Consider the following 21,822-nt stretch of genomic DNA (forward strand, 5'->3'; position numbering starts at 1 on the left):
GGGGTAGTTGTTTATAGTTCTCCTAAACCCCGAAGTACTCGGTCAACTAGCGGCTGGCTGAGGTGGAAACTTAACTTACGAAGAGCTGTAATGGAAGAAGCTGCCTGAGGAATTAGCCCCTTACGCTTGGCGAGAATTAACACACCGAGTACACCGACGATGTTAATGCCATAGCTGGTAGCAACAGTACGTCCGGCTAGTTTATCGATCAGTAAGGTACTTCCCTGATGTTGTAGGGCCAGGGATATTGCTTCTGATTCGCCAGGGGCCAGCGTTTGCTTGAGGCGTTCCATAGTTTCGTTATACGGTGGGGGGATTACCGTAATTCAATCTACTTCAGTTAGCATCTTAGCTTGGTTTGGTAGCACGATCAATTCCTCATAAACGGACTGAGGAATATGCACTTCGTCATACAGCCGCCGCAGGACGGGCAGTAGCCCGATTTGAAATAAGCTACTGATGGGGGAGGCATCACTAATTACAAGCACGCCTAGATATCTGTGATGCCTAGGTTATTTAGGTCGACTTCTAAATCTTCCATACTATAGTGCACGTCGATCTTACGGTCACCCAATGCTTGCTGAAATTCAACCTGGTTTTTACCACTTAGTGCTTGAGCTTTACCGAAGCTCATTCGGCGCTTCTCGTAGAGCCAGCAGGCAAATTCGAGCAGGGTATCCTCCTCATTCATGTCGATGCGGCGTAGCGGGTCGTCGGTGATAAAGATGGCCATTGTGGTAGTTTACTGTAATAACCAGATTCCGTTCATCTAAGTTACATCTTTCACCCGTCGCTACTGCACTGCCGGCTACCTATCGCCACCCAGAATATTGAGAAATGCAGCAACCACCCCTATCTCCCAGACGTTTCCCTAAGCTGGTCTACACCCCCTACGGCGGACCCCACTCCAACCCCTACCTTCGTATGCCGCAACTAAAACGACAACGCACAAAGACCCTGACGGTCAAAGACAACGGACGCTCGGCCGACTACGTCACCCCCAACTTCATCTACGGTTGCCTGGGGGGCTGTCGCGACAGCTACTGCTACGTGATGCGCTACAATCACGACAAGGTGTTCATCAACGAGAATACCGAGCAGATCCTCGACCGCATCGCCGCCCACGCCGGGAAGCTGGACTGGCCCAAACGACCCAATCAGACCGACGCGACCTACTACACCTACGACATCGGCTGCAGTACCGACATCGGCCTGCACTACAAGCACTACGACTGGGAGCGGGTCTTTACCTTCTTTCGCGACCACCCAATGGCCAAGGCGACTTTCGCCACGAAGTATGTCAACGACAAGCTGCTCGACTTCGACCCCCGGGGCAAGGTGCGCATCCGCTTCAGCCTGATGCCACAGCGCATGAGTGACCTGGTGGAGCCGAAGACCAGCCAGATCGCCGACCGGATCGCAGCCATCCCCCGCTTCATCGCAGCGGGCTACGACGTGCACGTGAACTTTAGTCCCATCATTTTCTGCGAAGGATGGCTGGAGGATTACCGCGAGTTGTTCGAGGAGCTTGCCACTACGGTAACCGATCCCGCCCACCGAGATATAGTGCAGGCCGAGGGCATCATGGTCACCCACAACCCCTGGCAGCACGAGCGCAACCTGGCGGCCGGCATGACCGAGAGCGAGGCTCTCCTCTGGCGGCCGGACATCCAGGAGCATAAGCGGTCGGGCTACGGCAGCAGCGCGGTGCGGTACCGCCATGATCTCAAGGCGCAGATCTGCCGGGAATGGCTGGCGGTGCACGATGAGGTGGTGCCTTGGAATAGGATGCGGTATTTATTCTGAGGCCCCGGTCGGGAGGGCTGCTTATTCAGGCAACTCCTCCTTGGTTGCCCCCTGCACCAGCAGGAACGCCTCAAAATTAGAGGGCGTGATCACCTTGCCCTCGCTGCGTTCGTACGCGTTCAGGAAGGCCCTGGGTACTTGCCCTTTCCTCCTTGGATTCCATTTGATCTTGTAAGCCAGATGGCGGCCGTCGTAGACCTCGACGTAGTCGACCTCCGCCTGATCGTAGTTGCGCCAGAAGTAGGAAGAGCCGTAACGGTCGTGGTACTGTTGGGCCTTGAGCCGTTCGCTAACGATGAAATTTTCCCAGAGTGCCCCCCGGTCCGTACGGCGGGTCATGGGTTCGAAGTTGTTGAGCAGGGCGTTGCGGATGCCATTATCCCAGAAGTAAACCTTGCGACCCCGAGAAATCTCCTTGCGCGGATTGCGGGCCAGGGCGCGTAGGCGAAAGATCACGAAAGCTTGTTCCAGGAGCGCGACATAACGCTCTACGGTCTGTGCATCGACCCGCAGTAGCTTAGCCAGCTCGTTGTACGACACCTCGGAGCCGACCTGTAGCGCTAGCGCCTGTAGTAAGTTGGTCAGTAGATCGGGTTTGCGGATGTCTTCTAGGGCCAAGATATCTTTGTAGAGGTAGCTTTCCGCGATTAGCTGTAGCGTGCTTCTTCCCGCACCCTCCGCTAGGATGACCTCGGGGTAAAATCCGTATACCAATCTGTCGGGAAGATTTTGTCGAGCGATGGACCGACCTACCTCACCCGCGTATTCCGCATAGGATATAGGGTAGAGGTAGTGCTGGTACTTCCTTCCGGTAAGGGGTTCGTTTACACCCCTGGCTAGGTCGAGAGAGGATGATCCCGTAACGATAAACTGAATGTCCGGGTAGTTGTCTACCAGCAGCTTCAGCCGTAGGCCGATGTCGCGGATGCGTTGTGCTTCATCGACGAAGACAATGCGGTTACCACGCGCCAGTTCACGCAGTTCTTCCCTGCCCTTATCCCGGAACAATCCATCGACGGTAGGGTCGTCACCGCTATAGTAAGTGTACTCTACACTTAAGTCATCTAGTATAGTTTCTACCAACGTAGTCTTCCCTACCTGTCTCGGACCTAGGAGGATAATGACCTTGCCCCGCCCAATTTCCTGAGTTATCTTTTGCTGTAATACGCGTTTGATCATAGTCAAAATTAGTCTTAAAACTTAGGCGTAATCGGAAAACTAAGGTAAATTTTGAGATTAGCTCCAAATTTTGGGACTTACAGTTCATTCTGCACCTGCGGCTCCGCCCCGGTTGACTCTATTCTAGTATGCTGTTACTCGCCACCAGTATAAGCAGGATTCGGGGAAGGAAACTGGGTGTTCATCCGCTCCAGCGCACCGTCGAGTGCCTGCTTCAACTCGCTGACCCGTTCGGGATGGGCCGTAGCTAGGTCGTTTCGCTCCGCTAAGTCATTGGCTAAATCATAAAGCTCGTCGGTGTCCGTCTCATAGAAGTGGATGAGCTTCCAGTCGCCCCGACGGATGGCGCTACTGGGGCGGTGGCCCTGGTGGTTGTAGTGGGGGTTGTGCCAGATCATCGTGCGTTCGGGGTAATCCTGCGGACCATTGAGAGCGGGAATGATACTGTTGCTATAGGCCAGCTCGGTTGTGTCACCCACCGCATCCATTAGGGTAGCAAAGAGGTCGGTGCCGATCACGGGCTGATCCGTGACTACTCCCGCCGCGGTACCGGGCCAGCGTACGATGAAGGGTACGCGCATGCCGCCCTCGTAGGTGTAGCCCTTGCCCTCCCGCAGCGGGTCGTTCTTCATCGGGGGCGTGTGCTTGTCGAAGCCGGGGATGGATGGTACGTGCAGCCCGCCATTGTCACTGGTGAACACGATGGCAGTGGTTTCCGCCAGCCCGAGGCTATCGAGGGTGGCGAGCAGGCGGCCGACGTTCCGGTCGATGCTTTCCACCATGGCCGCATAGTGGAAATTGGGGAGGGCGGAGGTATCCTGACCGCTGGCGATACGTTTCTGGCGGTACTTCTCCACCAGATCCTCCGGCCCCTCGATGGGTACGTGCGGGGAGTAGTAGGCCAGGTAGAGTACGAAACTGGTATCCCGCTCCGCGCTGACGTAGTCGATGGCCTTATCGGTCAGTACGTCGGTGAGGTAATCGCCTTCCTGGGCGTCGTCCTGGATCTCGGGCTTCGAGCCGGGGCGGAACCAGGGGTAGAAGTAGGTATTGGGTAGCCCCTCGTAGCCGCCCGCGATGTTGACGTCGAAACCCTGGTGCTGGGGGGCGTACCCCCCGCCGCCGAGGTGCCACTTGCCGATGAAGCCGGTGGCGTAACCGTGTTCCCTGAGTGCCTCGGCAAAGGTGGTAAAGTGGAGTTGCAGCTCCTGATCGATGAAGGGAGTGGCGAGCCGCTGGTCGGGCCGCGCCGGCTGGTTGCCGTGGATATGTTCGGTGATGTTGGTCTGTACGGGGTTAAGACCCGTCATCAGGCTGGACCGGGAGGCGCTACACAGGGGCGCGGCCGCGTAGGCGCTCGTAAAGCGCACGCCCTGACGGGCCAGCCGGTCGAGGTTGGGGGTCTCGGTGAAGGCGTTGCCGTAGCTGCTCAGGTCGTTCCAGCCGAGGTCGTCGGCTACTATGATGATGAAGTTAGGGTGTTGGAGGGGGGTGTTTTCGGTGGTCGGCGCTGTCTCGGTGTTGCCGCAGGAAGCAGCTAGGGTGAGTACTAGAAGGTGAACGAGGTAGCGCATGGGGGAAGGATTTTGAATAGCGGAGCTCCTCGGAGGAGCCCTCGCTGCGCTTGGGACGCCTCCGAGGAGAAATGACTGCGCGCTTAAGCTTGCTCAAAGCTGTGTAGTTGATGTACGAGTGATAGGTTACAGATAGCGTCTCCCTGGTCTACGAAGCCAGCGTGCTCCGACCAGGAGCTATAACCCCACTCGTCGGCATGCTTTACCAGGCCGGCCGCTACCGGATTGTTGTGGATATAGTCGATACCCCGCCGCACTCCAACGTGTCGCTTACACCGGGTATGCTGACAGAACCGTGAGCCGGTCATGCTGTAGTAAAGGTTGTACGATTTGGTATAGCCCATTAGCCACTTTTGCACCGCTTTGGAAAGCTCATCCGTAGGCAGTCGTGGTAGAGGCTTCTCCGTGAAGGGTAAACCATCTACTAGGGGGTGTTTGGGGCAAAGTAAAACGTGGAAGTGATTGGGCATGACGCAGTAGGCGAGTAGATCCGCCGCCGGTAGCAATTGCCGCCGCATTTTCTTCAAAAAGATAACATAATTTTCGGGGGAATGAAAAAGCGTACGCCGATCGGTAGCCCGGTTGTAGATATGAAAGATAGGGGGTAGTGTATGCATTGCGTGAAACTAGGAAACGCCAGCGGAGCGCAGCTCCTCGGAGGCATCTTTAGCAAAGCTTCGGCTTTGGTAAAGTTCCTCCGAGGTGTCGGAGCGGGTTGATCGAAACCGTCATTTACACCTCGGAGGAGCCCTCGCTGCGCTCGGGACGCCTCCGAGGAGAAATGCCTGCGCTATAGGTGGAAGGTGAAGGTATAGCTACCCGGAGCCACCCGGTAGCCGTCATCGATAGGCTCGACGGAGTCGCTGTCATCCACCACCACCCCATCCACCAGTAGATCGCGTATCCCCTCAGGCAATATCAACCGCCCCGTAACGCCGGGCGGCAGCGTAACCGAGTACGTAACCGTATCCCCCTGCTTAGCCCAGTCGCTCACGATCCGTCCCCGAAGGCCATCGTGGGATGTTTTGACCCACTCCAGATCCGTCTCCACGCCGGGCGTAAGGGTGATCTCGTCGGAGCCGGCCACACCTAGAAAGGGGTTGATACCACCCAGGTAGGTGTACAGCCAAAAGCCGATGTTGGTGCTGAAGGGATGATGACCCGTACCGTAGCCCTCCGCGTTCAGGTTCTCGCCCATGGTGCTGCGGTCGCTCTCTACGAAGTGGAGCCAGCCCGGGCTCTCCTCCTGGGTCACCATCCGGTAGGCCAGCGGCAGGTCGTGCGCGCTGAGGTAATAGAGCAGCGGCTTCACGCCCAGAAAGCCGACCGAAGTGTGGTAATCGTTGTCGCGGATGGCGTCCATGAGACGGGCGTGTACTTTGTCGCGGTACTGCTCCGGCACCAGCCCGTAGTACAGCGGTACCACCTGGGCGGTCTGGGAGTTAGGATTGTACCAACCGGTCTCCGTATCCAAGAACTCCTCGTTGAAGCGGTCGCGGATGCAGTTGGCGTGGGCGGCGTAGGTCTCGGCGTCCTCCGTTTTGCCGAGCATTCGGGCGTAGTCGGCCAGCAGATCGCTGAAGTGGTAGCTACCCGCCGTCGAGGTCTGGGGCACCGGCGTCAGTCCCGGACCGAAGCCATTGGAGTTGTGCGTCAGATCGAGCCAGTCGCCGAGCGACCAACTGATGATATCGTCTTCGGCGGTAGTGTAGAGGTACTCGAGGTAGTCGCGCATCGGCTGGTAGGCGCGGGCGACGATGGCCGTATCTCCGGTATACTGATAGAGCTTGTCGGTGACATAAAATATGGTGCCGCCCCACCAGGGGTCGTCCCAGGTAAAGGGCTGGCCGTCGACGTTGAAGCTCCAGCCGTTGGTGGGTACGATGGCCGGCACGTGGCCGTTGGGCTCCTGGGCGTCGATGAGGTCCTGGAGGTACTTTTGGTAGGCGTTGATGGCGTCGTAGTTCATCAGGTACGACTCCATGGTTTCCATGCCGCCGTCGAGCGTCCAGCCCATTTTCTCACGGGTGGCTTCCTCACCGGGCATCCCGTGGATGCTGTTCTCCAGGGTACGGCGTACGGCCGCGTGCAGTTCGTTGAGCCGTTCGTCGGAGCAGCTAAATTCTCCGATCGTCGCCAGATCGGTATGCACCCGTTTAGCCGTTAGGGCGGGGAGCGCAGGTGCAACGGAAACTCCGGAAAGCTGCACGTACCGAAAACCGTGGTAGGTGAATCTCGGCTCGTAGACCTCTTCCGTACCCCCGGCGGATACTAGCACCCCCCGCTGAAAACGCCCCCAGGTGTGGCCGGAGCTGTGCTGCGCGTCGAGGGTGCTATCGGCGTTGAGCGTCTCGTTGAAGTCGAGCGCCACGGTTTGCCCCCGTTCTAAGCCCTCGAAGTGTACCTCCACCCAGCCCGTCAGGTTCTCACCAAAATCGTACACGAAGGTATCCGGGGCCGGGCTCCACATTCGTTCGGCCGCCAGCTCAGCCGTTACGCGCAGGGGGGGCATGTACTGAGCACGTAGCCTACCAGTCGGAGCGAGCACCTCCACTACAGGCTGCCAGTGACTGTCGTCGAAGGCGAGGGTGTTCCAGCCCGCCTGCCGCTGGTTGAGGTCGATGGTCTCCCCGCCGCGCAGGCTGTTGTAGACGATCTCGCCGTAGCTCCACCGCCAGCTCGTATCGGAGACGATTTCGCGGTGGCTGCCGTCGGTGTACTCAACGTAGAGGTTGAAGAGGAGCTTATTGGGGGTTTTCCAGTTAGCACGGTTCATTTGGAAGAGATCCTGAGTGGGCAGGTTATAGAAGCCGTTGCCGAGGATGACCCCGATGGCGTTGCTGTCCGCCCGCAGCCGGTCGGTGACGTCGTAGGTGAGGTACTGCACCGTGCGCTGGTAGTCGGTGAAGGCGGGGTCGAGCACGTGGTTGCCCACCTTTTCTCCGTTCAGACTCAGTTCGTAATAGCCCAGTCCGGACACACTTACCGTAGCCCGCTCGATCGCTTCCCCGTCCAGCCCGATCTCCTTACGCAAGTAGATAGCCGTAGAGTCGCTGTCGTCGAAGTCTTGCGGCTCACTCACGAAGGGAGTACGCAGGGTACTTACGGGAGCATACTTAGAGGAGATCCACCGGGCGTGCCAGTCGGTGGTGTCGAGCAGTCCCATGGTCCACCGGGCGGGCGCGCTCCAGGCGGTGGGGCTACCGGTTTCGTCCCACACGCGTACTTTCCAGTAGCAGCGGTCGCGGGAGCTTAGGCTTTTCCCCTGGTAGGTGACGTGTACGCTGGCGGGCCCCGGCACCTTACCGGAGTTCCAGCGGTCGGCGTCTCTTTCGGAAAGCATTTCCGAACTGCTGGCCACCAGGACCTGGTAGGCTGACTGATGGGCCCCGTTGCGGTCGCTGACCATCCTCCAGCCCAGGCGGGGGGCGGGGGCGTCGATGCCTAGAGGATCAGCGCCGTACTCACAGTGGAGGTCGGCTACCGCGCTGGACTGCCGTTGCTGTCCGTATCCGAGGGCCCAGACCAGGAGGCAGAGGACTAGCGCCAGCTTGGCCGGAGCGGGGGCTTGGAAGTCGATCATTAGTAGGAGTTGTACCTACAAGGTACGCGACGTTCGTATTACCGCCCGGTCCCCTAGTGCCTTACGTCACTGGTCAGGGATAAGGTCCGCCGCAACAAAGGAACCCTTCCCGCTCCTCTCCCGTTAACTGAAAAAAAGAAACCAAAGATGCCCCGCCGCCGCTACGAAGTCCCCGATAAGCCGTTCATCACCACCGCCGATATGCGGGTGCGCTACGGGCCGGATTTCGATCCCAACGTGTTTGGAAGGTGGGTGCGGGAGGGGAAGGTGCGGAAGTTGCGCAATGGGCTGTATTTGAGCCCAAACATGGATTTGACGTCTACACTTAATCATTTTGCGGTAGCTAATCAACTTTACAAACCGTCCTATATATCGCTCGAAGCAGCCCTTAGGTACTATAATTTTATTCCAGAAACTGTGTACCATACTACATCGGTAACTCCCCTTAAGACACAGCAATTTCGGATAGAATATACCGTCCATTTTTATCGCACCATAGACTCAGCCCTGTTCTTTGGCTATCACTTACACCAGTGGAAAGGCACTACTTACGCCATTGCATCGCCCGAAAAAGCGCTGTTGGATTTTGCATACCTGGAACCTCAATTCACCGACGTGGAATGGGTAGAAGAGATGCGATTCGATGAATTCGAAATTGATGAACTGGTCGACTGGGAAATAATGAACCAGTACGCCCGAAGGATGGGCGGTAAGGCTATCCTGCACCGCTTACAAACACTTAAAAAAGTTGTCGCACTATGATGGCAATAGACCAGATTCAGAAGTGGTATCCCGATAGCTTGCACCGGAGGAAGCTGGACCTACTCAGGGAATATCTCCAATACGAAATGCTGCAAGCACTCTACCGAAGTAAGCACGGTCACCGCTACATCTTCCTGGGGGGCACCTGCCTGCGTATCGCCTATGGTACCGAACGCTTCTCCGAAGATCTAGACTTCGACAATAAAGACTTGACACCAGCTGATTTTGAGGAGGCGGTAGCCATCATTCAGCGCTGGTTGGAGCGGAACGGGTACGAAGTCACCATCCGATTTGTGCACAAGGGGGCTTACTACGCTCGCATCACCTTGCCGGGCCTGCTGTACAAGTACGACTTATCTCCCCACAAAGAGGCCAAGATGCTAATCAAGATGGATACCGAAAAGCAGTACTACGACTATCAGCCGCGGGTGCATACGCTCAGTAAGTTTGGCATACAGAACGATATCCTCGTCACCCCGCCCGAATTGCTCTCCGCCCAGAAGATAGCCGCAGTACTGGGCCGCAAGCGACCTAAGGGGCGTGACTTTTACGATCTGCACTGGTTGCTGCAGCAGTACCGACCGGACTTCGGCTACCTAAAGCAACGGCTTGCTATTGACGACGTGAAGGCGTTACGTGAGCGAGTGGCAGGGCACATCGAGCATTTTAATTTCGATGACCTGGCGCGGGGCGTACAGGCGTTTTTATTTAATCCAGAGGACGTCGACCGCGTCCGCCACTTTCCCACCTTTTGGGCGGAAGTTGAGCTAGCCTAAACTACCACCGCCTACACCTCCAACCGCGCCAACTCCAGCCCAAAGCCCGGCAGCACATCCTCCCCGTCCAATACCTTGTCGAAACCGGTTACGACTTCCACACTACCGTCGCTGCGGTAGATGTAACTTATGTGCTGTTGCGAATCGATCAACCAGGCCAGCCGGACGCCATTGCCGACCCAGGTATCCCGCATCTTCGTTTGCAACTTGCCAAGCTTGTCAGTATCGGAGCGTATTTCTATTACCAACTACGGCACGAGACGAGCAAAGCGGTGCTTTTCCGCCTCGGCAAGCTGAGCCAACTGAGCTGTAGAGACAAAGGCGGCATCTGCAGAACGCAACGACCCATCCGGCAGCGTAAAGCCCGTGCTCGGACTGTACACGCCCTAATTTGCGCGGCTTGACGAATAAATTCAGATAAAATCCGACGTCCGACTCCTGGCCGCCGGAGAGTAAGTGTACGGGAGGCATAACAGTGAGCTGACCGTCTGGCTCCCGCTCCACAATGAGCTCAGGATGACGGCTACAAAAGTTCTCGAACTCCGCCAGCGACAGCTGCTCGTCGAAGCGAAGCTGGATGCTGCGGTTCTCAGGAAGTTCGATGTGAAAGGACATATGAAAATAACGTTCGTGGTCGAAGGTAAGTTAGTTCGCAGCTCGTGACATCGCAGCCCCTACCAAGTACTCCGCACCTGCGGCCCCGCCCGATTGCCCGCACGCCCGCACGCCCGGACCCTCAACTCCGAGCGAAGCGATCACGCTTGCGTAAAGGTTCAAAGGCTTACATCAGGGGCCCCTCCCCCTGCTGACGCATGCTCCAACGAACCCTTCGAGGTCCTACCCCTACGAGCGAAGCGAGCATCCCCACCAACGCAACAACCCCAAAACCCAACAACCCAATAACTCTTCCTACCTTCCGCCCTTCTATCCCCACGCACTACCCCTCATGACGACCACCTACCGCCGCGAGCCCCTCTGGTACAAGGACGCAATCATCTACGAACTCAACATCAAAGGATTTTTCGACGCCAACGGCGACGGCATCGGTGACTTCGCCGGCCTGGAGCAAAAACTCGACTACCTCGAAGAGCTCGGCGTGACCGCCATCTGGACGCTGCCCTTCTACCCCAGCCCCCTGCGCGACGACGGCTACGACATCAGCGACTACTACGACGTCAGTAAGCCCTACGGCAACATCGAAGATTTCAAGCGCTTCCTCGACGCCGCCCACGCCCGCAACCTGCAGGTGATTACCGAGCTGGTCATCAATCATACCTCCGACCAGCACGCGTGGTTCCAGCGGGCCCGCCGCGCCCCCAAGGATAGCCCCGAACGCAACTACTATGTCTGGAGCGATACCGACGAGAAGTACCCCGACGTACGCATCATCTTCACCGATACCGAGACCAGCAACTGGACCTGGGACCCCGTGGCCAAGCAGTACTACTGGCACCGCTTCTTTCACCACCAGCCGGACCTGAACTACGATAGCGAGGACGTACAGCAGGAGATCTTCAAGGTGCTCGACTACTGGATGAGCATGGGTATCGATGGCTTCCGGCTCGACGCCATCCCCTACCTCTTCGAGCGCGAGGGTACCAACGGCGAGAACCTGCCCGAAACCCACCAGTTCCTCAAGCGCCTGCGTAAGCACGTCGACGATAACTACGATAACGTGCTCTTCCTGGCCGAGGCCAATATGTGGCCCGAGGAGTCGGCCAGCTACTTCGGCGACGGCGACGAGTGCCACATGAACTACCACTTCCCGCTCATGCCGCGCATGTACATGAGCATCAAGATGGAGGATCGCCACCCGATCACCGACATCTTCGACCAGACGCCGGCCATCCCCAAAAACTGCCAGTGGGCCACCTTCCTCAGAAATCACGACGAGCTGACCCTGGAGATGGTCACCGACGAGGAGCGCGACTTCATGTATAACGTCTACGCCTCGGACCGCACCGCCCGCATCAACCTGGGCATCCGCCGCCGCCTGGCCCCGCTGATGGACAACGACCGCGGCAAGATCGAGCTGCTGAACGTGCTGCTGATGAGTCTGCCGGGGACGCCGGTGCTGTACTACGGCGACGAGATCGGCATGGGCGACAACTACTACCTCGGTGACCGCGACGGCGTGCGCACCCCCATGCAGTGGAACAACAACGAGAACGCCGGCTTTTCCGAGGCCAATCCCCACAGCCTCTACCTGCCCGTGATCCGCGATACGGAATACAGCTACCGCTGGGTCAATGTGCGCCGCCAGCAGCAGAATCCCAACAGCCTACTCAACTGGACCAAGAAACTACTGGCCAAGCGTAAGGCCTTTCAAGTATTCGGCCGTGGTACGATCAAGTGGCTCAGGCCCGACAACGGCCGCATCCTAGCCTTCGTGCGCGAGTACGAGGACGAGCGCGTGGTCGTGATCGTAAATCTAAGCCGCCACCCCCAGAGCGTCAGTTTGGACTTGAGTAAATACGCGGGGGGTAAGGTCCGCGAGGCCTTCGGGCGGACCTACTTCAACGACATCGGCCGCGATCCCTACCAAGTTACCCTCAGCGGCCACGGCTATTACTGGCTGGAGATCGAGGCCACGGCGGGCCCCGCCGTCGACAATCGCGAGCTCGGCCGGCCCACGCTGCGCACCGAAAAACTAGCGGACTTCTTCAGCAAGTCCAACTTGCGCGCCCTGGAGCAGACCGTACTACCCAACTACCTACGCAGCGTCCCCTGGCTCGGTGCCCGCGCCGATCAGCTCGACCAGGTGAGAATCTACGATCACCGCATGCAGACCGGTGGCGACCGCCACTTCGGCTGGATGCTGCTGGAGGTGACCTTCCTGGAGGGACTACCCGAACTACTGCAACTGCCCCTAGCCTTCCACAACTACCGTGAGGACGTCGACTACGCCACCCGCGAGGAGGTACTGGCCATCATCGACAACGGCGAGCGTAAGGTGGTCCTGCTCGATGCCCTCTACGATGAGGACTACCGCCGTGGCCTCATCCACGGCCTACAGGAGTACGGCGAGATGAAAGACTTCCGTTTCCTGGCCCGCGAAACTATGGCCAACGCCAGCCGCCAGGAGGCTAATCTGGTCCACTCCGGCACCGAGTACATGATGCTGCAGAGCAGCGACTACAACATCAAGTACTACCGCCGAGTAGATGCCAACGACGTACCCGATCTGGAGGTCAAGCAGATGCTCAACCGCCGGGGCTACGCCTCGGCCCCCAACGTGCTCGGCACCCTGCACTTCACCCCCACCCAGCGCCTCAACGCCACCCTGGCCATCTTCGAGGAGCGCCGCCCCAATGAGGGCAACGCCTGGGAGTACGTGCTCAATAACCTGCGCCGTTTCGCCGAGGAGATCATCGCCCGGCTACAGAACGACGCCGAGACCGGCGAGGCCCACCCCGAACAGGTCCACGTTACCGATACGATCGTGTACCGCCTGATGCCGGAGGTGATCCAGGACATCCTCGGCCCCAGCTTCGTTATTAAGCTAGCCGAGCTCGGCCGGGCCACCGCCGCCTACCACACGGTGCTCTCCGGGGTGACCGAAAGCGGCTTTCAACCCGAGGCGCTCAGCCTACACTATCAGCGCAGTGTCTATGCCGGACTGAAGGGCGACGTGCGCGCCACCATCGACCTGATCAAACGCACCAACGGAGAGCTAGAAGACGAGGCCGCCGAGCTCGCCCAGCAGTTCATGGACCAGGAGGAGGCCCTACACGAAAAGCTCAAGCGAATCTATGACCATAAGATCGAGTCCGATAAGATTCGCATCCACGGCGACTTTACCCTGGAGCAGCTCATCCTGAGCAACGATAAGTTCATGATCACCAATTTCGACGGTGACCCTGACCGCAGCTACAGCCAGCGCCGCCTGCGCCGTAGCCCCGCCAAGGACCTGGCCAACATGATGCGCTCCATCAGCTACGCCGCCGGCATGGTCTATGAGGAGGATATTCCGGGCCTCAAGCAGAGCACCCGTGGTGCCCTGGCCGACTGGCTGCGCACCGCCGACCGCTACCTGTCCGCCGAGTACCTGACCGCCTACCGTAAGGCCACCACCGGTACCCGTCTGCTACCCGCCGACGAGCGCGACCTGGAGGTACTGCTCGACATCTTCCGTATCGAAAAGGCCCTACAGGAGCTCCGCTACGACCTGAACTATCGTTCCCAGCAGGTCAGTGTCCCCCTACGCGGCCTCCTGGAACTATTGAAAGACAACTAGCCCAACAGTCGCCGATACACCTTGCTCAAGCGAGTTTGCCCGGCCCCGAGTCGGTACAGTACGTATAGGATTACGTAGACTGTCTGCGTGCGTACCAGCCCGTAGCGTAGGTACTTGCGCGGCGAGGTCGTCACGTGCCCGTCTAGCACTATGAACCCCCGGTACCGCCGTAGCCGGCGTACCAGCTCGTTGTCCTCCAGTAGTTGCCAGTCAGGGAACCCCCCCACGGCCCGAAAGTCCTCGCGCAGCACCCACAGCGATTGGTCCCCGAAGCGAAAAGCCGGCAGATCGTAGCGTGTAAAGGAGGCGTATAGTCGCAGTAATGGCCTCCGTGCCTGCCCCGCGAAGCGGAGGCTAAAACAGCAGGGTAGGGGACCGTGGCGGCGCAACCGCTCCAGCCAGTCCAGCGGCGGCAGCGTATCGGCGTGCAAAAAATAAAGGCTCTCGCCGCGGGCGTGGCGGGCCCCCTCATTCATCTGCCGGGCGCGGCCGCGGGTGCAACATACTAGGCGCACCCCCGAGCTACGGGCAATGTCCTGAGTACCATCGCTGCTGCCCCCATCCACCACGATGATTTCATACGAATCCCCCCCCCGCGTCTTCCTGCCGCTCAGGCTCTCCCCCCCCGCCAGTTGCCGTAGCCGCCGCAGGGTCGCGCTCAGGTGATCGGCTTCGTTTAAGGTGGGTAGGATCACGGAGCACCAGGGTGTCTTCGGGCTCATCCGCAGGGTCGGGTTTGGCAGTGGGTAGGTAGTGAATCACGGCCGCGACGACGCCGATGACCAGCAGCCACCAGTCCATGAGGCTGGTGTCAGTGCGGGTCAGCAGTACCTCAACGATCTTGGCACCCAGGAGCAGGCCGAAGGCGCCGTAGATGATGACGTGTTTGAGGTCGCGGGTCATACGCGGGGGTGGAGTGATTAGCTACTCAAAGCGATACACCGTCGTAGTGTTGTAGGTATCGCCCACTTTGAGCGCGGGGGTGGCAAAATTCGGTTGGTTGGGGGAGTCCGGGAAGTGCTGGGTCTCCAGACAGATGCCGGTGTGGGGCTCGATTGGTGCACCGTCGCCCACGGTAAACTCCCCGGGCTGAAAGTTGGTGGTAAACAACTGCACCCCCGGTTTGGTGGTCCAGCACCGCAGCTTACGGCCCGAGGCCGGATCGGTCAGTAAGGCGAACTCCCGCAGGCTGCCGTCGTGACCGTTGATGACAAAGTTATGATCGTAGCCTCGAGCCAGTTGAATTTGGGGGTGATCGGCGGCGATGTCCTGCCCTACGGCCTTGGGCGTACGAAAATCGAAGGGGGTGGCGGTAACCTCTTCATTTTCCCCCGTAGGTATCTGCTCCCGATCCACCGGGGTATAACGGTCGGCGTCGAGATACAAGACCTGGTCAAGTACCGATCCGCCCCCACCGCCGATACTGAAGTAACTGTGGTTAGTCAGGTTGACGATAGTGTCCCGGTCGGTGGTAGCCGTGTACTGAATGTGCAGGGCATCGTCGTTGGTCCAGGTGTAGGTGCAGGTGACGGCCAGGGTGCCGGGAAAGCCCATTTCGCCGTCGGGACTGGTGTAGCTTAGGGTGAGAATAGCTGCGTCTTCCGTGGTCGAGGGTTCTACCTGCCAAAGCTTGCGGTTAAAGCCTACGCTACCGCCGTGCAATTGATTTCCATTCTCATTGGCGTCGAGGGGGTAGGTGGTGCCGTCGAGCGTGAAGCGGGCGCCGGCGATGCGGTTGCCGTAGCGGCCCACGAGCGCCCCGTAGTAAGGGTACTTACCGAGGTAGCCGGCAATACTCGTATAGCCCAGCACCATTTCCTGACCGTCGATGCGGATGCTCTGGACGGTGGCTCCGTAGTTGAGCACGTTCAGGGTATTTCCCCGGTCATTGGTGAGGGTGTGGCGTTCGACGGGGCCGGCGGGAGTGTCGCCCCAGGGGGCTTGGGTGGCGGTGGGCATATTGGGTAAAATAGGGGTGTGCTCAGAAATCGGTAGCCTCGGCAAAGCCCCCCTGCGCCTCGATGGTACGGAAGCGGTCCCAGGCCGCATCGACAAGCTGGGCGGTGAGGGTATCGAGGTAATAGGAGCCGGCGGCGGGGTCGGCGTATTGATTGAGGCCCGCCTCCAACTTGAGCAGGTGCTGGATATTGATGGCCAGGCGGTGGCCTAGCGGAGTGGGCGGGGTATCGCCACCGTCGGCCGGGGCGAGGAAGAGCTGATCCGCCCCCCCGGTGACGGCCGAGAGCGCCTGCGTGGTCAGGTACAGCAGGTTCTGGTCCCGGTCGGCGGATAGGGTAGCTACATCGGAGTGAGCAGCGATAAGTACCGGGGGGGCATCCTCGATTCCGAAGCCTTTAAGCACATTGGCCCAGAGGATACGGAAGGCCCGCAACTTGGCAATGTCTACGTAGTAGGAACTTCCCACCGTAAAGGCGAATTGGAGGTGCTGGTTGACGACGGGGGGCTCCGCGCCGCGCTCGCGCATCTGCTGCAGGTATTCAGCTCCCTTGGCCAGGGCCAAGGCCAGTTCGGCATCCGCCAGCGAGGGCCCGTTATTAAAGCCGGCGGCGTTGACCTGTAGCACCCGGAATTGTGGCATCCACTGGTGCACGAAGCCCAGCAGGCGAATCAGCGGGGGGAAGGGCGGCTCGCTCCAGTCGAGGAGGGGGTCGAAGTCGACCGATCCGTGGATGGTTGCCAGGTCGTAGCCCTCCCGCCGTAGGTACTTCACTAAGTCACGGAAGAGCTCGGCCGGGTCCTGGCCCGGGTAGCGGAGGGCACAGTGCAGGGAGATGAAGTCGAGCCGGATGTCCTGAAGCAATTCTCCTACCTCCTCCGCGCTGGGCCGACGAAAGAGCCGAAACAGCAGCGCCTCGGCTCCCTGGTTAAGGGCGTGCAGGGCGGAGGCGTTAACTTCTTCATTGCTGCCGGAGTCAATGTAGGCCCCTACTTGCCAGCCGGCCGGTCGGTCTAGCGGGGGCAGGGCCACTACTTCCGGGCGGGTGTAGAACGGGGCCAAGCGGATGCGCTCGTTGATTTCCCAGTCGAGGGTATCTAGGTCGCGGCCCTTCAGTTCCTTGCTGGCCCGTTGCAGCCAGTCGGCCTTGTCGTAGTCGGGGAAGGGGGCGCGGGCGAGATCGGCAGCGGGCATGGGCGGCGGTTAATAGCGCGCAAGGTACGGCCTACCGCAGTTGCTTGCGCAGGCCCAGCTGTAGGCCGCCCATCCAGTAGTGCTCCGAAAGGGCGGCATCCGGGGCGGTGAACGAGCCGGTATACTGCTTGAAGAAGGGTTCCACCAGGAGCTCCAGGCTGCGCTGCTTACCGATGGGGTAGGTGGTCGTCAGCGAGGTGGTCCAACCCAGGCCGAGCTGACGGCGGTACTGCTCTGCGGTAGCCAGCTCGCGGGGCCGGGCGGAGGCGGGGTCGAGGTAGTGACCGCTTACGCCGGCGGTGTAGTGCAGCAGCGGACCGGCATTGATACTCACCCGTAGGCGACGGCCGGGTAGTTCGTAGCTGGCCAGTAGCGGTACCTCCAGGAGGCGGAGGCGGTTGTTGCTGCGCAGCAGCCGGTTGTTGCCCTGGAGCATGGACTCGTATTCGAACTGGTTGCGCAGCTCGGTATAGGTCAGACCGGTAACCAGGCGCCAGGAGCCCCCTAGGCGGTAGCGCAGGCGGGCGCTGAGCTGGTAGCTGACCTCGGGGAATTCGCTTACCTCCCGCAGCTCGCGCTGTGCCTGCGCGCCCTGCGCCTGCAGTCCGAACCGCTGGTGAGCATAGGCGGCGCCCAGGACGAGTTCTCCCTGCAGACGGTGGCGGCCGCTGGCACGGAAGCCTCCCGCAGCGGTCGCGCTTATTGGTCCTAGATCGAACGGTAAGGGGGAAAGGAGCAGGGGCGTAGGGGGCAGGGTGGCCACCGAGCCGGTGGCTAGCTGCTGCGGCTCGAACTCCGCCCTGGCGGGTATGCTGGTTACTGACTTCTCCGTACTGACTGAAGGGGATGCCTTTACGGGAGCGGAGACTGCGGCTGTAGCGTCGAAGGTTCCGCGTAGATCGATGGCACCGGACAAGCCAGTACGATCCTGGTTGGGGCGGGCGGGTGGTACGACGGCTGCCGTTCCACTAGCTTGCACCTGCGGCGCACCCGGCTCGTTGTCAGTTAGTGGAGTGGTGAGGCTGTCATACATCAGGTAGCTGCCGCCGGCAAGGGTAAGCAATAGGAGCAGGGCCATAGCAGCGTACCGGCGTAGGGCAGCGGATTTATGGGCAGCGACAATACGCGCCCACATGCCCCGGGGTACGGCAGCCTGCCGGTTGGCCAGGGTGGTGGCGAAGAGTTGGTCGAGGGCGTCTCCCTCGGGGATGGTGGCTCTGTTGGCCTTAATTTTTTTCCACAGATCGGCCGGCACCTCGGGCTTGCGGTTGCCGAGGCCGTCGCGGAACAGTTGGTCGAGCTCACTCATATTGCGATGCGTTGGCGGTGGGCGATTTGTTGCTGCAGCACCTTGCGGGCCTTGAGCAGTTGGGAGCGGGAGCTGGCCTCCTGGATACCGAGCCGTTCGCCGATCTCCTTGTGGCTATAGCCCTCGATGGCGTAGAGGTTGAAGACGATGCGGTAGCCGTCGGGCAGGGCCTGGATGAGCTGTAGCAGTTCCTGCTCACCCAGGTCAGCGTAGGCCGTGGGGGCACCGCCGCGCTCGGGGGTATTGTCCAGGCCGGTCTGCTCCATGCTGAAGCGTTTGCGCTGGTAGGTCTTGAGGGCCACGTTGACGCACAGGCGGCGGGCCCAGCCGGCAAAGGAGCCCTGGAAGCCGTACTTCGGCAGCTTGGCGAATAGGCGTACGAAGGTGTCCTGTAGCACGTCCTCGGCCTCGGCCTGGGTGCGGCAGTAGCGCTGGCAGACGCCCATGAGCAGGGGGGCGTAGCGGTCGAAGAGTGCGCGCTGGCAGCGCTCGTCGTCACGTAGGGCACCCTCGATCATTTCTTTTTCCTTCATGCTCAGCATTGGGGGCTGGGGTTTAAAGGTAGACACTGCGCGCCAGGTAAAAGTGGCCCAGGCCACTTTTACCTGGCGCGCGTAGAATGGCTGTCGCCGGGTAGACTCCCCTGTGGGGAGGTAGACCGCTGCACGGGTAGAAGGGGGCTCGTACATTTGAGTGTGTCTACGAGCGCGTCTACCTCCCGTCCGAACTATCCACTGCTGATGCTGGCCTACCTGCTGCTGTTCGTGGGCTGCGCGGCGGTGCTGTACTGGGAGGGGAGCGTGCGGGTGCTACCGGTAGAGGCGCGACTGCTGCGCTTCGATGCCAACTTCTACCTGGGCATTCGGGATAATGGCTACGGCTACAATCCGGGAAATCCTAGCACGGCAGGTTTTTTCCCGCTCTTTCCCTACGTGTGGCGCTGGTCAGGACTGGGCATTGCTGGTATCTGCATTGCCAACGGTCTGCTCTATCTGGTAAGCCTCGGATTTCTGTGCCGGTTACTGCGGCCTAAGCCCATCGTGCTGGGGCTGTTCATGTCGCTGCCCTTTTTGTTCTTTGTGTGGACGCCGCTCACGGAGGCGCTCTACTTCGCCCTTACCACCCTGCTGCTGTACGGACTGGTGCGCAAGAACGGCTGGCTCATTTTTACCTCCCTCCTGCTGGCCGGCCTGACCCGGGCCAGTTTCATCTTCCTGGTGCCGGCCCTGGTGGGCATGGTGTGGATGACCAGGCCCAAAGCGGAGGTATTTTCCTGGCCCAGTATCCGGCGTATTCTACTTTGGTGCTTGCTGCCGCTGGGGCTTTCCGTAGCGATCGTGGCGGTGATCCAGTACGTGCAGGTAGGCGATCCTTTCGCTTACTACAAGCTGCAGACTGAGGTGTGGGGACGCAAGTTCGCTCTGCCGGTACTGCCCATGGGCGTCAACAAGCCGCGGTGGATCATCCGTACCACACGGATGAGCCTGTGGATCGGGGGCCTGGTCTCGGTCATCGGCCTGCGGTACCTCGTGCAGTGGCTGTGGCGCGACCGGCTGCGGCCTACGCTGCGACCCATCGAGCTGGTGGCCATCATTTATCTCTGCATGTGTGTGGTGAGCATCGTATTCTTCAACCCCACGTGGTTCTGGTGGTCGCCGGGCGAGCGCAATGCGACCTACCTGGTAGGCATCAACCGCTACCTGCAGCCCAATCCGTTCATGCTGGTCTTCTTGGTGTACCTCTTCCGGCAGCGGCTGCGCTCGCCCTGGGCCCTGCTGGGTCTGGCCGTAGCTACCCACCTGCTCTGGTTTACCGTGGCCCTGGACTACCTCTGGAATCAGCCGGAGTACGAGGAGCTACTGGTAGTCACCGCGGCGCTGCTGGCCTACTGGCTGTACTACTACTTTCGCTGGCCCTGGCTGGGCTACGCCCTCATCGTATTTGGGGCGGTGGTGCAGGCGGTGACCTTCGATCATTTTCTGTGGGGGCTGCACCTAGATTAGCGTTCGTTGATACTCCGCGCTACCTCGCCGGCAAAGGCCCGCAACTCCTCCACCAGCCCCGGATGCTCCGCCGCCACGTCCGTCGTCTCCCCCGGATCGGCCCGCAGATCGAACAGCGAAAACCCGATGGAATCCTGGTGGTAGTTCACCGGATAGCCCCCCATAGCCAGGGGTTCGCCCGCGATGCTACGGTAGGCATGGGGGAAGTGCAGCTTATACCGCCCATCGGCGCTTACCACCGCCTCCAAATCGTCGATCCAGTATACGGCATAGGGGGTGGGGGCGTCGCCGGCGGTCTGGCCGAGAAGGTCGCTGAGTCGGTCGTGGCCGTCGAGGGTGCGGTCGGGGAGTGGGGCACCGACTAGGGCGGCCAAGCTGGGCAGCAGGTCGATACTCATCAGGTTGGTCGCGCTCACTTTACCAGTCGCGGTGTGCCCCGGCCAGTAGGTGATGAGCGGTACCCGCACCCCGCCGCCGAAGCTGGTCGCCTTACCCTCCCGGAAGGGTGTGCGCCCGGCGTGCTCCCCGTAGCTGAGCCAGGGGCCGTTATCGCTGGCAAAGATGATGAGGGTATTTTCGGCCATGCCCTTCTTGGCGAGCGCTCTGCGCAGCTCACCCACCCCGGCATCGATCTCGGCGATCACGTCGGCGTACAGCCCCTGTCCGGTGGGGCGCAGGTAGCTACTATCCTCGTACAGCGGCACGTGGGGCAGGGAGTGGGCTAGGTAAAGAAACAGGGGCCCGGTAGTGGTATCGTGCGCCTCCACGATGCGCAGTGCCTCCTCATTGTACATCCGGTTGAGGGTCGTGAAGTCACCTAAGCTATCGACCACCTCCGTGCCGCGTAGCAGCGGTACCCGCGCTGGAAACAACCGCGCCATTCTCGGATCCGGGTGCCCGCCCCACATATCGTGGCTATACGGGATACCTAGGTAGCTATCGAAACCCTGCTCGGTCGGCAGGAAGGGGCTATGGTCCCCCAGATGCCACTTGCCGACCATGGCGGTACGGTAGCCCCGGTCGCGCAGCAGCTCGGCCAGGGTAGTTTCCTCCGGTTGCAGACCGTCCTCCACGCCGGGCATCAGGGCACCACGCAGTCCCAGCCGGTTAGGGTAGCAGCCCGTCAGTAGGGCAGCGCGGCTAGCGGTACACACGGCCTGGGCGACCCGGAAGTCGGTGAAGCGTACCCCCTCCGCGGCTAGGCGGTCGAGCGCGGGGGTGGTGACATGGGTGCCGCCGTAGGCCCCGATGTCGGAGTAGCCCATATCATCGGTGAATACGAGCAGAATGTTGGGGGCTGGGGGTCCCGACTTAGTCGAAACAGGTGCGGGGGACGTTGAGGAGGTGCAAGCGCTTACGAGACACGTAGCTGCGAGTATTGCGAGAAGGCGGTACATAGTGGTAAGGTAATGCACTGGCTTCTGGTATCACGTTGGCTCCCG

At 60.1% G+C, this 21,822-nt stretch carries 19 protein-coding genes; 5 read left to right on the forward strand and 14 right to left on the reverse strand.

Annotation, left to right across the window (positions count from 1 at the left end):
• Positions 1-11: 11 nt before the first annotated feature.
• Both ACOOHD_RS17150 and ACOOHD_RS17155 read right to left on the reverse strand, forming a co-directional pair.
• A complete protein-coding gene (locus tag ACOOHD_RS17150; RefSeq protein WP_420459098.1) occupies positions 12-293 on the reverse strand; it encodes a DUF3368 domain-containing protein in 282 nt (93 codons plus the stop codon).
• A 197-nt stretch (positions 294-490) separates the two neighbouring features.
• Positions 491-733, reverse strand: a complete 243-nt coding sequence (locus ACOOHD_RS17155; RefSeq protein WP_420459099.1) for a UPF0175 family protein — start codon at positions 731-733, stop codon at positions 491-493.
• Positions 734-924: 191 nt separating this feature from the next.
• Here ACOOHD_RS17155 and ACOOHD_RS17160 point away from each other — a divergent pair, with 191 nt between their 5' ends.
• On the forward strand, positions 925-1,806 hold the full coding sequence (locus tag ACOOHD_RS17160; RefSeq protein WP_420459100.1) for a radical SAM protein: 882 nt from the start codon (positions 925-927) through the stop codon (positions 1,804-1,806).
• A gap of 21 nt (positions 1,807-1,827) precedes the next feature.
• Here the strand turns inward: ACOOHD_RS17160 and ACOOHD_RS17165 are convergent, their stop codons facing one another.
• The 4 genes from ACOOHD_RS17165 to ACOOHD_RS17180 form a co-directional block, all read right to left on the reverse strand.
• Positions 1,828-2,985, reverse strand: coding sequence for an ATP-binding protein (locus ACOOHD_RS17165; RefSeq protein WP_420459101.1), 1,158 nt, complete (start codon positions 2,983-2,985; stop codon positions 1,828-1,830).
• Between the two features lie 134 nt (positions 2,986-3,119).
• Positions 3,120-4,559 (reverse strand): sulfatase, encoded by a 1,440-nt coding sequence (locus ACOOHD_RS17170; RefSeq protein WP_420459102.1) that lies wholly within the window; start codon positions 4,557-4,559, stop codon positions 3,120-3,122.
• Positions 4,560-4,642: 83 nt separating this feature from the next.
• On the reverse strand, positions 4,643-5,176 hold the full coding sequence (locus ACOOHD_RS17175) for a transposase (protein ID WP_420459103.1): 534 nt from the start codon (positions 5,174-5,176) through the stop codon (positions 4,643-4,645).
• Between the two features lie 173 nt (positions 5,177-5,349).
• Positions 5,350-8,142 (reverse strand): family 78 glycoside hydrolase catalytic domain, encoded by a 2,793-nt coding sequence (locus ACOOHD_RS17180; RefSeq protein ID WP_420459104.1) that lies wholly within the window; start codon positions 8,140-8,142, stop codon positions 5,350-5,352.
• A gap of 147 nt (positions 8,143-8,289) precedes the next feature.
• Here ACOOHD_RS17180 and ACOOHD_RS17185 point away from each other — a divergent pair, with 147 nt between their 5' ends.
• Positions 8,290-8,904: a type IV toxin-antitoxin system AbiEi family antitoxin domain-containing protein gene (locus ACOOHD_RS17185; RefSeq protein ID WP_420459105.1), complete on the forward strand. Its 615-nt coding sequence runs from the start codon at positions 8,290-8,292 to the stop codon at positions 8,902-8,904.
• Entirely contained in the window at positions 8,901-9,680 is a 780-nt protein-coding gene (locus ACOOHD_RS17190) for a nucleotidyl transferase AbiEii/AbiGii toxin family protein (RefSeq protein ID WP_420459106.1), read from the forward strand. The genes ACOOHD_RS17185 and ACOOHD_RS17190 overlap by 4 nt, the downstream gene beginning before the upstream one ends.
• An 11-nt stretch (positions 9,681-9,691) precedes the next feature.
• On the opposite strand, the gene ACOOHD_RS17195 is transcribed toward ACOOHD_RS17190, so the two are convergent.
• Positions 9,692-9,928: a Uma2 family endonuclease gene (locus ACOOHD_RS17195; protein WP_420459107.1), complete on the reverse strand. Its 237-nt coding sequence runs from the start codon at positions 9,926-9,928 to the stop codon at positions 9,692-9,694.
• 698 nt (positions 9,929-10,626) lie between these two features.
• On the opposite strand from ACOOHD_RS17195, the gene treS reads away from it, so the two are divergent.
• Entirely contained in the window at positions 10,627-13,917 is a 3,291-nt protein-coding gene (gene treS, locus ACOOHD_RS17200; RefSeq protein WP_420459108.1) for a maltose alpha-D-glucosyltransferase, read from the forward strand.
• On the opposite strand, the gene ACOOHD_RS17205 is transcribed toward treS, so the two are convergent.
• The 6 genes from ACOOHD_RS17205 to ACOOHD_RS17230 are packed head-to-tail and all read right to left on the reverse strand — an operon-like array spanning position 13,914 to position 18,946.
• On the reverse strand, positions 13,914-14,612 hold the full coding sequence (locus ACOOHD_RS17205) for a TIGR04283 family arsenosugar biosynthesis glycosyltransferase (RefSeq protein ID WP_420459109.1): 699 nt from the start codon (positions 14,610-14,612) through the stop codon (positions 13,914-13,916). The genes treS and ACOOHD_RS17205 overlap by 4 nt on opposite strands.
• Complete coding sequence (locus tag ACOOHD_RS17210; protein ID WP_420459110.1) at positions 14,494-14,820, reverse strand: hypothetical protein; 327 nt, start codon at positions 14,818-14,820, stop codon at positions 14,494-14,496. Before ACOOHD_RS17210 ends, ACOOHD_RS17205 begins: the two co-directional genes overlap by 119 nt.
• 21 nt (positions 14,821-14,841) lie before the next feature.
• Positions 14,842-15,876: an aldose epimerase family protein gene (locus tag ACOOHD_RS17215; protein ID WP_420459111.1), complete on the reverse strand. Its 1,035-nt coding sequence runs from the start codon at positions 15,874-15,876 to the stop codon at positions 14,842-14,844.
• 22 nt (positions 15,877-15,898) lie between these two features.
• Positions 15,899-17,068, reverse strand: a complete 1,170-nt coding sequence (locus ACOOHD_RS17220) for a methylmalonyl-CoA mutase family protein (RefSeq protein ID WP_420459112.1) — start codon at positions 17,066-17,068, stop codon at positions 15,899-15,901.
• Between the two features lie 31 nt (positions 17,069-17,099).
• On the reverse strand, positions 17,100-18,377 hold the full coding sequence (locus ACOOHD_RS17225; RefSeq protein WP_420459113.1) for a hypothetical protein: 1,278 nt from the start codon (positions 18,375-18,377) through the stop codon (positions 17,100-17,102).
• Complete coding sequence (locus ACOOHD_RS17230) at positions 18,374-18,946, reverse strand: RNA polymerase sigma factor (protein WP_420459114.1); 573 nt, start codon at positions 18,944-18,946, stop codon at positions 18,374-18,376. Before ACOOHD_RS17230 ends, ACOOHD_RS17225 begins: the two co-directional genes overlap by 4 nt.
• Before the next feature lie 126 nt (positions 18,947-19,072).
• On the opposite strand from ACOOHD_RS17230, the gene ACOOHD_RS17235 reads away from it, so the two are divergent.
• The gene (locus ACOOHD_RS17235; protein ID WP_420459115.1) at positions 19,073-20,380 is read left to right on the forward strand and encodes a hypothetical protein; all 1,308 of its coding nucleotides are present in this window, start codon (positions 19,073-19,075) and stop codon (positions 20,378-20,380) included.
• Here the strand turns inward: ACOOHD_RS17235 and ACOOHD_RS17240 are convergent.
• Positions 20,377-21,777, reverse strand: coding sequence for a sulfatase-like hydrolase/transferase (locus tag ACOOHD_RS17240; protein WP_420459116.1), 1,401 nt, complete (start codon positions 21,775-21,777; stop codon positions 20,377-20,379). The genes ACOOHD_RS17235 and ACOOHD_RS17240 overlap by 4 nt on opposite strands.
• Positions 21,778-21,822: the final 45 nt, after the last annotated feature.

The organism is Neolewinella sp., assembly GCF_965214665.1.
Taxonomy (GTDB): domain Bacteria; phylum Bacteroidota; class Bacteroidia; order Chitinophagales; family Saprospiraceae; genus Neolewinella.

Coding starts and splice junctions, on each gene's coding strand:
- ACOOHD_RS17150 (WP_420459098.1), bottom strand. CDS start 293: ATGGAACGCCTCAAGCAAACGCTGGCCCCTGGCGAATCAGAAGCAATA.
- ACOOHD_RS17155 (WP_420459099.1), bottom strand. CDS start 733: ATGGCCATCTTTATCACCGACGACCCGCTACGCCGCATCGACATGAAT.
- ACOOHD_RS17160 (WP_420459100.1), top strand. CDS start 925: ATGCCGCAACTAAAACGACAACGCACAAAGACCCTGACGGTCAAAGAC.
- ACOOHD_RS17165 (WP_420459101.1), bottom strand. CDS start 2,985: ATGATCAAACGCGTATTACAGCAAAAGATAACTCAGGAAATTGGGCGG.
- ACOOHD_RS17170 (WP_420459102.1), bottom strand. CDS start 4,559: ATGCGCTACCTCGTTCACCTTCTAGTACTCACCCTAGCTGCTTCCTGC.
- ACOOHD_RS17175 (WP_420459103.1), bottom strand. CDS start 5,176: ATGCATACACTACCCCCTATCTTTCATATCTACAACCGGGCTACCGAT.
- ACOOHD_RS17180 (WP_420459104.1), bottom strand. CDS start 8,142: ATGATCGACTTCCAAGCCCCCGCTCCGGCCAAGCTGGCGCTAGTCCTC.
- ACOOHD_RS17185 (WP_420459105.1), top strand. CDS start 8,290: ATGCCCCGCCGCCGCTACGAAGTCCCCGATAAGCCGTTCATCACCACC.
- ACOOHD_RS17190 (WP_420459106.1), top strand. CDS start 8,901: ATGATGGCAATAGACCAGATTCAGAAGTGGTATCCCGATAGCTTGCAC.
- treS (WP_420459108.1), top strand. CDS start 10,627: ATGACGACCACCTACCGCCGCGAGCCCCTCTGGTACAAGGACGCAATC.
- ACOOHD_RS17210 (WP_420459110.1), bottom strand. CDS start 14,820: ATGACCCGCGACCTCAAACACGTCATCATCTACGGCGCCTTCGGCCTG.
- ACOOHD_RS17215 (WP_420459111.1), bottom strand. CDS start 15,876: ATGCCCACCGCCACCCAAGCCCCCTGGGGCGACACTCCCGCCGGCCCC.
- ACOOHD_RS17220 (WP_420459112.1), bottom strand. CDS start 17,068: ATGCCCGCTGCCGATCTCGCCCGCGCCCCCTTCCCCGACTACGACAAG.
- ACOOHD_RS17225 (WP_420459113.1), bottom strand. CDS start 18,377: ATGAGTGAGCTCGACCAACTGTTCCGCGACGGCCTCGGCAACCGCAAG.
- ACOOHD_RS17240 (WP_420459116.1), bottom strand. CDS start 21,777: ATGTACCGCCTTCTCGCAATACTCGCAGCTACGTGTCTCGTAAGCGCT.